This is a genomic window from Maricaulis sp. CAU 1757, from assembly GCF_054482675.1.
Window position 1 is genome coordinate 161,299 of sequence record NZ_JBTLRI010000005.1, and the last position, 12,330, is coordinate 173,628.

A 12,330-nucleotide genomic window follows, 5' to 3' on the forward strand; every position below is an offset into this window, starting at 1 on the left:
ATGCTGACCAGTGTGCTGGTATTGTTCGGATCGGCGCTCGGCATCGCCGTCATGGTGGCGCTGAATGCCCGGCTCGGCCTGTCGCGGCCGGCGCGCCTGGCGGGGCTGGACGAGGCGCTGCGTCGATTGGACGATGACGCAGTCGGCTTCGAGCCCGGCGAGGCAGTGATCGGCAAGGAAGGGCGGGCGGCGCTGGTCGAGAATGGCGAGACCGGTGGGCTGGCCCTCCTGCTGGCGCATGGTTCGGACTTCGTGATCCGCTATATTGGGCCCGGTCAGGTGCGCGCGGTGCGCCGCGACGCGGAGGGCGAGTTGGAGATCCGGCTGAAGGATTTCAGCCTGCCACGCGTGCGGATCGATCTTGGCGACGCGGATGTGGCCGAGGCCTGGGCGGGCCGCCTGGACAAGTACAAGGACGCCGCATGATGGTGCCGAGCTTCATCGAGACCTTTGACCCGATACGCTGGGCCATCCCGTTTTTCGTGGTTCTGGTGCTGGCCGAGATGCTGTATGCGCGCCAGACCGGCCAGGCGCGGTTCGAGCCGCGCGACAGCGCCGCGAGCCTGATCATGGGGCTGGGCAATTCGGTGTCGGGGATCGCGTTCGCCGGCCTGCTGACAGCCTGGTTCGCCTTCGTCCACCAGTTCGCCCTGCTGGACATCGGCTTTGCCTGGTGGGTCTGGCTGATCGCCTTCGTGCTCGACGATTTCGTGTATTACTGGTCACACCGCTGGGCCCACACCGTGCGCTGGTTCTGGGCCGACCACGTGGTCCACCATTCGTCCCAGCACTACAATCTGACGACGGCGCTGCGCCAGCCCTGGCTCAACCCGCTGACCCTGAAATTCATGTGGCTGGGCTCGATCCTGATCCTGGTCGGCTTTCATCCCCTGATGATCGGCATCGTCGGGGCCCTCAACCTGATCTACCAGTTCTGGATCCACACCGAGGTCATCAAGAAGTGCCCGGCCTGGTTCGAGGCGGTGATGAATACGCCCTCGCACCACCGTGTCCATCACGCCACCAACCCGATCTATCTCGACCGCAATTATGCCGGCGTCTTCATCATCTGGGACAAGTTGTTCGGCACCTTTCAGCCGGAGCTTGCCGAGGAGAAATGCCGCTACGGCATCGTCAAGAATCTCGGCTCGCACAACCCGCTGACCATCTCCTTCCACGAATGGAAGGGCATCGCCGACGACATGCTGTCGGCCAAATCCCCGCGCGAGGCCGCGATGTATCTACTGGCCCCGCCCGGCTGGTCGCCGGACGGCTCGCGCGCGACGTCGAAACAGATCCTGGCCCGCTGGCAGGCGCGGCAGGGTGGCGCTGTGGCTCCGATCGATCAGGGTGTCCCGGAGGCTTCCGACGCCCCCTCCGGCGGCAAGGGCAGCCCGGCGGTCTGAGCGTTTTCACGGCGGAGGCGGGCGAGATCGGCCCAGCCGGGACGGGCCCAGATCGCGTGATAGCGGGGATGGCGGCGCAGGTTCTCGGGGAATTCGAGACGGCCCGCGTGCAGGTGGAAGGGCAGGAAGTCTGCGTCCCGCGTCGCGTCGACTGCCTCGAGTGCAACGAGCGCCTCGTCTACGCGGTCAAGCTTGGCCAGGGCGAATGCCGCGAGGCCCGGGAGCGCTGAGGCCAGACGGTTGGGTGTCCATTCGGCTTCGCGGTCGGTTGGCGTCGAAAATACCACGTTCCGAACGGCCGCAAAATCCTCGCGCGCGCCGGCCAGGTCGTCCGGAGCATGCACTGCGACCCAGTCCATGAGGGCCTGCTGCATGGCCATCGCCTCGGCTTCGCTGCCGGCATGAAAGGCGGCGAGAGTGAGCGGCACGAGCGTGTCGGGTTGGCCCAGATCGCAGCATTGCGCGAACAGGTCGCGAGCCTCCTGGTAGCGCCCGGCATAGCCGAGATGCAACGCGTAATTGTAGCGGATGATGGTGTTGGCCGGGTCGAGCAGCATGGCCCGCTGATAGGCCCGGTCCGCCGCCAGCATGTCGCCCACCGTGATCAGGGCGATGCCGCGACGGAAATGGGCAAAGGCGGCGTTGGGCGCCAGGGCCAGGGCGCGTTCCGAATGGGACAGCGCCGCCACAGGGTCGTAGGCATGCATGAGGCTGTGGACGGCATAGCCGGAGTGGGCGCGGGCATTGTCCGGATCGAGTTCCAGGGCGCGGGCGAGGGCGGCCTCGGTCAGGCGGGCAATGGTGGCTTTATCCATGCCGAGATGGTCCGGATAGGTGCTCGCCAGAACCACGCCCTTGGCGGCCCAGGCGTCGGCAAAGTCCGGGGCGAGTTCCGTGGCTAGTTCGAGGGCGCGCCAGGCGGCCTGGCGCGCCTCCGGGCCGGCCGTGCGGCTGTGCCAATGACTGAGGCCACGCAGGTATTGGTCGTAGGCGCGCGGGTCGACCGCCGTACCCTCGGCGCGGCCGGCGCCGCCGCCGACGCCGAAGCGGACCTGCAGGACGCGGGAAAGCTCGCGGACTATGTCGTCCTGAATGGCAAAGACGTCGGTGAGCTCGCGCTCGTAGGTTTCCGACCAAAGGTGGAAACCGTCCTCGGCGCGGATCAGCTGGGCGGTGATGCGCAGGCGGTCGCCGGCGCGGCGCACCGAGCCTTCCAGCACGTGTGCCACGCCGAGGGCCCGGCCGACTTCGGTCAGGTCGACCTCCTCACCGCGGAAGGCGAAGGCGGAGGTGCGGGCGGCGACTTTCAGGTCCGGGAATTGCGCCAGCGCGTTGAGCAATTCCTCGGCAATGCCGTCGGCGAAATATTGCTGGTCGCCGTCGGGGGAGTAGTCGGCGAAGGGCAGGACGGCGATCGAGGCATCGGTGATCATGGGCGTGGCCGTGGCTGTAGCGTCGGTTGTGTCAGCGGTGGCGACGGCCGGCTCGCTGCGCGCGGCGGGCCGGTCGGTCAGGTACTGGACCGAGACCAGGCCGACGACGGCGAGTAGCAGGGCGATCAGGACGAGATCGGTGATGGCGAAGGGGCGGGCCGGCGTCGCAGTCGGGTCGGGGCTGGTGCGGCGCAGCCCCTCCGGCCCCATCTCGAAGGCCCAGGCGGCGGCCAGGATCACCGGCAGGCCGGCCAGCAGTACCAGCAGAACCACGCCGTCGATCCAGTCCGGCAGTGCCGCGGCACTCTCGATTACGCCTGCCACCTGCAGCACCAGCCAGGCGCCCACCAGATAGCCGGCGGCGACCCGGAAGACGCTGCGGCGTCGCAATTCGCGGACCCAGTGCATCATGCGTCGACTCCCCTGCCGGAAATCGTAGCACAAGCGGTTGCAGGCGGGGAGTTTGCGCCCTGACCAGACTTAGCGTCCCGGATCAGGGCGTCGCGGAAGCTTCCGTCGCACCGTCCGGCGGCAGCGGCAGCCCGGCGGTCTGACCGTTCTCGCGGCGCAGGCGGGCGAGGTCGGCCCAGCCGGGCCGGGCCCAGACCTCGTTATAGCGGGGGTGGCGGCGCAGGCTGTCGGGGAATTCGAGGCGGCCCGGGTGGAGATGCGCCGCGAGGGTGTCCGTTTCTTGCGAGGCGGCCACCGCTGCAAACTTCTCCGCCGCTACGTCGACTTCACCCAGCTCGGCGAGGGCACCGACGGCGAAGTAATTGTTGATCTCTCTCAGGCTTTGCATGAAGGCGGAGCGTTCGGCCGGCGGAACCGCGCCCGTGAAGACGGGGTGGATGGCGCGCATGAACGCCACGGTGTCTGTGTCCATGCCCTCCGGCGCGGAGGCATCGATGAGAGCTTCAAAGGCGGCCTCCACCTCGGTCATGGGGCCGCCCTGCAAGCAGGCGAGGTAAAGGAGCCCGGCGATGCTGACCTCGGGCAGGTCGCAGCAGGCTTCCAGGACTTCCCGGGTCCGTTCGTACTGACCGGTGAAAGCGAGCCACGCCGCATAGTTGACCGGAATGATCGTGTTGATCGGATCGAGCAATATGGCGCGGTCAAAGGACCGCATCGCCGAGTCGATGTTTCCGGTGTGAAACAGGGCGGTGCCGCGGACATAGTGCGCGAAGGCGGCATTGGGGGCCAGGGCGAGCGCCCGTTCCGAATGCGCAAGCGCCGCCACCGGATCGATAATCAGATTGTCATAGACAAATACCAGGCCGGCGTGGGCTCGGGCATTGTCCGGGTCGAGCTCGAGGGCACGCTCGAGGGCGTCGAGGGCCCGCTCACCGGCCTCGGCCCGCGACAGACCGAAGGCCGAGGGCGGGCTGGCGCCGATGACCGCGCCCTGGGCCGCCCAGGCGTCGGCGAATTGGGGCGCCAGGCCCGTGGCCAGTTCAAAGGCGCGGTAGGCTGCCACGCGCCGTTCAGGCCCTGTGGTGCGGGCGTGCCAGTGACTGAGGCCGCGCAGATACTGGTCGTAGGCGCGCGGGTCGATCTCCGCCCCCTCGGCGCGGCCGGCGCCGCCGCCGACGCCGAAGCGGACCTGCAGGACACGGGAGAGTTCGCGCACGATGTCATCCTGGATGGCGAAGATGTCGGTGAGCTCGCGTTCATAGATCTCGGACCAGAGGTGGAAACCGTCCTCGGCGCGGATCAGCTGGGCGGTGATGCGCAGGCGGTCACCAGCGCGCCGCACCGAGCCTTCCAGGACGTGTGCGACGCCGAGGGCACGGCCGACTTCGGTGAGGTCAACCTCCTCGCCGCGGAAGGCGAAGGCGGAGGTGCGGGCGGCGACTTTCAGGTCCGGGAATTGCGCCAGCGCGTTGAGCAATTCCTCGGCAATGCCGTCGGCGAAATATTGCTGGTCGCCGTCGGGGGAGTAGTCGGCGAAGGGCAGTACGGCGATCGAGGCATCGGTGATCATGGGCGTGGCCGTGGCTGTAGCGTCGGTTGTGTCAGCGGTGGCGACGGCCGGCTCGCTGCGCGCGGCGGGCCGGTCGGTCAGGTACTGGACCGAGACCAGGCCGACGACGGCGAGTAGCAGGGCGATCAGGACGACATCGGTGATGGCGAAGGGGCGGGTCGGCTTGTCGGTGGCGGCGGGCGCGGTGCGGCGCAGTCCCTCCGGCCCCATCTCGAAGGCCCAGGCGGCGGCCAGGATGACCGGCAGGCCGGCCAGCAGGACCAGCAGTACCACGCCATCGGTCCAGCCCGGCAGCGCCGCCGCGCTCTCGATCACGCCCGCCACCTGCAGCACCAGCCAGGCGCCAACCAGATAACCGGCGGCCACCCGGAAGACGCTGCGGCGTCGCAATTCGCGGACCCAGTGCATCATCGCTCGACTCCCCTGGCGGTGAGCCTAGCACAGGCGGTTGCAGGCGGGGAGATTGCGCCTATTCGGCGGTCGCCGGTGGTACCGGCTCGTCGAGCGGCAGGCCGGCGAGATGACCGCGGGCCCGGCGTTCACGCTCCAGGGCGGCCAGCCAGGTGCTGTCCCAGATCTCGTGGTAGCGCGGATGACGGCGCAGGCTTTCGGGGAATTCGAGGCGGCCGGGGCTGAGGTGGAAATAGAGGAATTGCGGGCCGACGCTTTGCTGGTCGCTGCTTGCGAGTGTTTCGAACATGTCCAGCGCGGCGGCTTCATCGCCCATTCGGGCCAGGGCGTAGACGCTGACAAAGGCCCGGTCCGGCGTAGTGCCCGCCACTCGCTCTTGGAGGGCCTCCGAGGGCCCTTCCATCATCAATTCGTGGAACAATGCCAGGGGGAGCAGGTCCGCACCGAGCGCCTCGACCTCGGCGATCAGTTGCTGATAGGCCTCCTCGATGTTTGCTGTGGTTCCGAATGACAAGGCGCCAAGATAAACGACCCATCGGGCCACCCAGTTGTCGGTCGCGCAGCAGGCCTGCATGGCATCCCGGGCATCGCGATAGGGACCGTGAATGGCGAAGTGGAAACCGGACTGGTAGCGGATGACGGCGTTCTCCGGGTCGAGCAGGAGAGCCCGGCGATAGCTGTCAGTGGCCGCCTCGCGCTCGCCCACCGCCGAGAGCGCCTGGGCCCGGACGTAGTGGGCGTAGGCGGCATTGGGCGCCAGCTGCACCGCCTGGTCGGCATGTGGCAGGGCCTGACCGGGGTCGGGGTTGAGCAGCGTGTAGTAGTGCGTGAAGCCGGCGTGGCCCCGGGCATTGTCGGGGTTGAGCGCGAGGGCGCGCTGCAAGGCCGTCCGACCTCGCTCACTGGCCTCCGCTACCTCCAGCCCGAAGGCTGCTGGCGTAGTGGCTGCAAGCGTCGTCCCGAGGGCGGCCCAGGCATCGGCGAAGTCGGGGGCCAGGTCTGTAGCCAGGCTGAAGGCCTGATGCGCGTCCCGTCGGCGGGGGCCGTGATCCCGCCCGTGCCAGTAGGCGAGACCGCGCAGGTATTGGTCGTATGCCCGCGGGTCGATCTCACTCTGCTCGGCGCGGCCGGCGCCGCCGCCGACGCCGAAGCGGACCTGCAGGACGCGGGAGAGTTCGCGGACGATGTCGTCCTGGATGGCGAACACGTCGGTGAGTTCACGCTCGTAAGTCTCTGACCACAAATGGAAGCCGTCCTCGGCGCGGATCAGCTGGGCGGTGATGCGCAGCTGGTCGCCGGCGCGCCGGACCGAGCCTTCCAGCACGTGGGCGACGCCGAGGGCGTCGCCGACTGCGCGCAAATCGGTGTCGGCGTCGCGGAAGGCGAAGGCGGAGGTGCGGGCGGCCACCTTGAGGTCCGGGAATTGCGCCAGCGCGTTGAGGAGTTCCTCGGCGATGCCGTCGGCGAAGTATTGCTGGTCGCCTTGGGGAGACAGGTCGGCGAAGGGGAGGACGGCGATCGAGACTTGGCTGGTCGCGGGGAAGCTAGGGGCGGTCGTGTCGCCCGATGTGGCTAGGACCGGGGCGCGGGCGGGGGCGAGGCTCTGGTAGCCGATCAGGGCCGCGACCAGGGCCAGCATGGCGATCAGGGCGTAGTCGGCGGTGTGCAGGCCGCGCGGTGGGCGGGCGGTCCCGCCGGTCGGGGTGCGCCGCAAGCCCTCCGGGGTGAGCTCGAAGGCCCAGGTCGCGAACAGGACCAAGGGAAAGCCGGTGATCAGGGCCACCAGGGTGAAGCCGTCGACCCAGACCGGCAGGTTAGCGGCGGTCTCAACGACGCTGGCGACCTGCAGGATGACCCAGCCGACCACCAGATAGCCGCCTGCCATCCGGAACACGTTGCGGCGGCGCATTTCCACGAGCATGTCGAGCATGTCTCTCCCCTGTCGCGCGACAGCTTACCACAAGGGGTTGAGGGCAACGAGGGCGGACTTGGCCGGGCCGGTCCCATGACACGGCCCGATTTCCCCTTGCCAAGCGCGCGGATTTGACTCACAGTATGCAAAGTGAACGGCGTTCACTTTTGGGTAATATTTTGGCTGTGGCCAGGGAGATTTGGCGCATGGGTAGCCTTCGCGAGCTTTATCCGATGCCGGACATCGACAAGAACTGGTCGGTGCCGCAGGAATTCGATGCGACCTTCGACTTCGAGTATGGCGAGGGTCGCGGCACGCTGATGCACCTCTACCAGAAGGGCAAGGACATGCAGTGGGATGCGGTCAACCGCATCGACTGGGATCTCGAGCTGGATTTCGAGAACCCGATGCAGCTGCCCGATGAAGGCATCGCGCTGCACGGCTCGCCGATGTGGGAGAAGATGACGAAGAAGGAACGCATCGAGTTTCGCCGTCACGCCCAGGCCTGGAACATCTCGCAATTCATGCAGGGCGAGCAGGCGGCCCTGATCTGTGCCGCCAAGATTGTCGAATCGGTGCCCGATCTGGACGCCAAGTTCTACGCCGCCACCCAGGTCATGGACGAGGCCCGCCACGTCGAGGCCTACCAGAAGCTGATGAAGAAGTTCGGCGTCGCCTATCCGATGACCGAACCGCTGCGCCAGCTGGTCGACCAGGCGCTGCGCGACAGTCGCTGGGACTTCACCTACCTGGCCATGCAGGTGGTGATCGAGGGACTGGCTCTGGCGGCTTTCGGCACCATTCGCGACCTGGCGCAGAACCCGCTGGCCAAGATGGTCAATGCCTATGTGATGGAAGACGAGGCGCGCCATGTCGCCTTCGGTCGCCTGTCGCTGCGCGATTACTATCCCCAGCTCACCCAGGCGGAGCGCGACGAGCGCGAGGAATTCCTGGTCGAGGCCTGCTATCACATGCGTGACCGCTTCCAGGCGCGCGAGGTCTACGAGACCATGGGCCTGCCGGTCGAGGAGTGCATTGCCTGGGCCGAGCAATCGGAAATGAACAAGCTGTTCCGCACCCTGCTGTTCCAGCGCATCGTCCCGGTGGTCAAGGATATCGGCCTGTGGGGGCCGAAGATCCAGGCCGCCTATGCCGACATGGGCGTGCTGCACTACGCCGACCAGGACCTCGACGAGCTGGCCCGCCAGGATGAGGCCGTGGCCCGTGATCTCGACGCCCGCGGCAAGGACATCCGGACCGCCTACGTGCAGGCCGTGGCCGGCGCGGCGGAGTAACCGACCCGATCCCTCAGAGTGATCAGGCCCGGCCCTCGTGCCGGGCCTGTTTCTTTGCCCCTGCGGGCCCGGCGTCGCGCACGCCGGGTTCCAGCACCGCGTTGTACACGGCGCCGAAGCAGATGATGAAGCTGGACAGCCACATCCACATCATCAGCGCGACGACGGATCCGAGGGCGCCGAAGCTGGCGTTGTAGTCGGCGATATTGGCGGCGTAGAACGAGAAGGCGAGACTGGCGATGATCCACAGGCCGGCGGCCAGAACGGCGCCCGGAGTGATCCATTTTACCGCTGGCGGCCTGCGGTGCGGTGCCCAACGGTAAAGCGCGCCCAAGGCGAGGATGAACAGGGCAATCGCTGCCAGCCAGCGTCCGGCATGGATCAGCACCTCCACCCAGACGCCCAGGCGGATGGCCTCGAGCAGGGGCGGCAGGGCGGCGATCAGGGCCAGCGACAGGACCGCGTAGACAATACCGCCGACAGTGAAGGCGAGGGCGGTGAGATTGGCCTTGATGAAGCCACGCTGATCGGTCTGGGCGTAGGCGATATTCATCGCCGCGATCATTGCCCGGGCGCCCTTGGCGGCACTCCAGAAGGAAAAGGCCAGAGCCAGAATGGCGCCGAGGGTGAGGCTTGAGCTGCGGCTCTCGGCGACGGCGACAAGCTGGGCTTCGATCAGGTCGAACGCGGCAGCGGGCATGGCCTGCCGCAGCACGGCAAGCTGGTCTGCGAGGCTCTGCGGGTCAGCGAAGAGCCCCCAGATCATGACCAGCGCGCCCAGGGCGGGAAATACGGCCAGGAAGCCGAAAAAAGCGACGCCACCCGCAACGAAAGACAAATTGTCCCTTGCGGTCTGCTGGGCGGCCCGCCTGAGGGCGGCAAAGCTGTGCACCGTGAAGGCGGCGCTGAGAGCAGAGGTCATGAAGACGGGTTCGGTGACTGCCTGAAGGCAACGCGAGGCGGGCGGGGAGGTTCCGCCGGGTGCGCCTGGACCGGGCAGGTCTAGCCCTCGGCAAGACCGAAGGGCGAGGCGCGCAGCTGGTACAGGTCGGGTGCCAGGCGGCGGTTGAGGGGCGGATAGGCCCGCTGGGCGCAATCCTCGCGGTCGCACAGACGGCAAGCGATGCCGATTGGTGTAGCCGCGATGCCGGCGAGGCCGTCGGCATGCTTGATGCGGCCGGCATTGGACCAGTCACAGCCCAGCGCGATGGCCGTGCGCACGGGCGGCTGGCCCAGCGGCGCCGGAGCGCTCTGGCCGCGGGCCAGGGAGAGGAGTTGGGTGCCGTCGGTGAGCTCCAGCTTCTCGGCGACCAGGCGGTCGGGGCGGTGCAGGGCGTCGTAGAGCGACCATTTCGGGCAGCCGCCGCCGGAGCGCGCGAAGGGCATGATGCCGCCGCCGAAACGCTTCGTGACATTGCCGGCCGGATCGACCCGGATCATGAAGAAGGGCAGGCCGCGTGCGCCGGGCTTCTGCAGTGTGGTCAGGCGGTGGCAGACCTGTTCGAAGCTGGCCTCGAAGCGGCGTTGCAAGACATCGAGATCATAGCGCGAGGTTTCGGCCGCGGCTTGGAAGGGCTGATAGGGCATGAGCACGGCGCCGGCCAGGTAGTTGGCCAGGCCAATACGGTAGAGGCGGCGGGCATCCTCGCCGGGGAAGTCCGGTTCCTCGCTCAGGCGGTCAAGCAGGTCGCCGCATTCAAGGCCGGCCAGCGCAATGGCGATGTGAAAGCTGCGTGAACCGGGACTGACCAGTTCGGACAGGAGAAGTCGCCGGCCGTGGAAGTCGAGACGGCGCCGGGCCCCGGCCATGATGTCCTCGTCAAGCACGCGCACCGTGAAGCCGTGCTCGGCCTGCAGGTATTCGGCGAGGTCGGCTTCGCGGCTGCGCGGTTTCAGCTTGGCGCGCGACACCAGGGCCTCGGCCGCCTCTTCCAGTTCCGGGAAGTAGTTCTGGCGGGCATCGAGGGCGTCGCGAACTTTCTCCAGCACGCCACCCGTCGCACCCAGCGCGCCGCCCGGCCCGCTCATCCGGGTGGCCAGGTCCGCGGTAGTGGCATTGAGGTCGCGCCAGGCCTGGAACAGGCGGGTCAGGGCTTCCGCCGCCCGCGGCTGGGCGTCGGCCAGGTCGCGCAGTTCGGTGCGGTCGAGCTGCAGGCCGGCGAGGACCGGATCACTGGCCGCATCAGTGAGGTCGGCCAGGAGCTGCCGGTCATCTTCGGAGGCAAAGGCGCGCACATCGACGTCGAAGGCGTCGGCCAGGGCGAGCAGAACGCGGGCCGTTACCGGGCGCTGATTGCGTTCCAGCAGGTTGAGATAGCTGGGTGACAGGCCGAGCGCCTCGGCCGCTTCGCCCTGGGTCAGGCCGCGCTCCCGGCGCAGGCGGCGCAGGCGGGCGCCGGCAAAGATCTTCTCGGTCGGTTCAGCCATCGGTTGTCTCAAAATTTACAAATCTACAAACATACAATGTAGTGAGATTACACCGATGCCTCTTTCCAGGAAAGAGTGTATCGACGGCGATCATTCTCTTTGACAGCTTGGGGTCAACGCATCTTGCGAGTCTTGTCAAAGAGGATACAGCGTCATGACCACATTCACCGAACTCGTTCCCAACGCCGCCGAAGACCGGTTCAACGGCATCGAGCGCCCCTATGGCGCCGAAGACGTGGTCGCCCTGCGCGGTAGTGTCACCATCCAGCAGACGCTGGCCGAGCGCGGCGCCAACAAGCTGTGGGAGCTGCTCAAGACCGAGCCCTACATCAATGCCCTGGGCGCCATGTCGGGCAATCAGGCGATGCAGCAGGTAAGGGCCGGGCTGAAGGCGATCTACCTGTCCGGCTGGCAGGTCGCGGCGGACGCCAATACCGCCGGCACGATGTATCCCGACCAGTCGCTCTACCCGGCCAATGCGGCCCCGGAACTGGCGCGCAAGATCAATCGTGCCCTGCAACGGGCTGACCAGATCGAGGTCTCCGAGAGCGGCAAGGCGACGCGCGACTGGTTCGCGCCGATCGTCGCTGATGCAGAGGCCGGGTTTGGCGGATCGCTGAACTGCTACGAGATCATGAAGGCCTTCATCGAGGCCGGTGCCGCCGGCGTGCATTTCGAGGACCAGGTGGCAGCGGAGAAGAAATGCGGCCATCTGGGCGGCAAGGTGCTGATCCCGACCAGCCAGCACGAGCGTAACCTGGCGGCCGCGCGTCTGGCCGCCGACGTCATGGGCGTGTCGACCGTGACCATTGCCCGCACCGACGCGGAATCGGCGACGCTGATCAACTCCGACATTGACGAGCGCGACCATGAATTCATCGATTTCGACGCCGGCCGCACGGCCGAAGGCTTCTATCGCCTGAAGCAGGGGGTCGGGGTCGATCACTGCATCAAGCGCGGTCTGGCATACGCCAAAATCGCCGACCTACTCTGGTGGGAGACGTCCAAGCCGAATCTCGACGAGGCTCGCCGGTTCGCCGAGGCGATCCAGGCGAAATATCCCGGCAAGATGATGGCGTACAATTGCTCGCCCTCCTTCAACTGGGAAGCCAATCTGGACCGCGACACGATCGCCGCCTACCAGCGCGAACTCGGCGCCATGGGCTACAAGTTCCAGTTCGTCACCCTGGCCGGCTTCCACAGCCTCAATCACGGCATGTTCGAACTGGCCCGCGGCTACAAGGATCGCGGCATGGCGGCCTATTCCGAGCTGCAGCAGGCGGAATTTGCCTCCGAAGCCAATGGGTACACGGCGACACGGCACCAGCGTGAGGTCGGCACCGGCTATTTCGACAAGGTGAACCTGGCCCTGTCCGGCGGCAAGGCCTCGACCACGGCGATGGGCGAGTCGACGGAGACCGCCCAGTTCGCGGCCGAGTAACGCCACAGACGGGCGGCCCTCGCA

The 12,330-nt window shown here is 67.3% G+C and carries 9 protein-coding genes; 4 read left to right on the forward strand and 5 right to left on the reverse strand.

Annotated elements, in window-relative coordinates:
* Both ACXYMR_RS13365 and ACXYMR_RS13370 read left to right on the forward strand, forming a co-directional pair.
* A complete protein-coding gene (locus ACXYMR_RS13365) occupies positions 1–426 on the forward strand; it encodes a hypothetical protein (RefSeq protein WP_458943395.1) in 426 nt (141 codons plus the stop codon).
* Positions 423–1,406, forward strand: coding sequence for a sterol desaturase family protein (locus ACXYMR_RS13370; RefSeq protein ID WP_458943396.1), 984 nt, complete (start codon positions 423–425; stop codon positions 1,404–1,406). The genes ACXYMR_RS13365 and ACXYMR_RS13370 overlap by 4 nt, the downstream gene beginning before the upstream one ends.
* On the opposite strand, the gene ACXYMR_RS13375 is transcribed toward ACXYMR_RS13370, so the two are convergent.
* From ACXYMR_RS13375 to ACXYMR_RS13385, 3 genes are all read right to left on the reverse strand, one after another.
* On the reverse strand, positions 1,346–3,250 hold the full coding sequence (locus ACXYMR_RS13375; RefSeq protein ID WP_458943397.1) for a tetratricopeptide repeat protein: 1,905 nt from the start codon (positions 3,248–3,250) through the stop codon (positions 1,346–1,348). The genes ACXYMR_RS13370 and ACXYMR_RS13375 overlap by 61 nt on opposite strands.
* Positions 3,251–3,332: 82 nt before the next feature.
* Positions 3,333–5,231: a tetratricopeptide repeat protein gene (locus ACXYMR_RS13380; RefSeq protein ID WP_458943398.1), complete on the reverse strand. Its 1,899-nt coding sequence runs from the start codon at positions 5,229–5,231 to the stop codon at positions 3,333–3,335.
* Positions 5,232–5,289: 58 nt separating this feature from the next.
* Positions 5,290–7,161, reverse strand: coding sequence for a hypothetical protein (locus ACXYMR_RS13385; protein WP_458943399.1), 1,872 nt, complete (start codon positions 7,159–7,161; stop codon positions 5,290–5,292).
* A 188-nt stretch (positions 7,162–7,349) separates the two neighbouring features.
* On the opposite strand from ACXYMR_RS13385, the gene ACXYMR_RS13390 reads away from it, so the two are divergent.
* A complete protein-coding gene (locus tag ACXYMR_RS13390) occupies positions 7,350–8,438 on the forward strand; it encodes a ferritin-like domain-containing protein (protein WP_458943400.1) in 1,089 nt (362 codons plus the stop codon).
* Positions 8,439–8,460: 22 nt separating this feature from the next.
* Here ACXYMR_RS13390 and ACXYMR_RS13395 read toward each other — a convergent pair whose 3' ends face one another.
* Entirely contained in the window at positions 8,461–9,360 is a 900-nt protein-coding gene (locus tag ACXYMR_RS13395; protein WP_458943401.1) for a YihY/virulence factor BrkB family protein, read from the reverse strand.
* A gap of 80 nt (positions 9,361–9,440) precedes the next feature.
* Positions 9,441–10,865, reverse strand: a complete 1,425-nt coding sequence (locus tag ACXYMR_RS13400; protein ID WP_458943402.1) for a helix-turn-helix domain-containing protein — start codon at positions 10,863–10,865, stop codon at positions 9,441–9,443.
* A gap of 154 nt (positions 10,866–11,019) precedes the next feature.
* On the opposite strand from ACXYMR_RS13400, the gene aceA reads away from it, so the two are divergent.
* Entirely contained in the window at positions 11,020–12,306 is a 1,287-nt protein-coding gene (gene aceA, locus ACXYMR_RS13405) for an isocitrate lyase (RefSeq protein WP_458943403.1), read from the forward strand.
* The last annotated feature ends 24 nt before the right edge of the window (positions 12,307–12,330 follow it).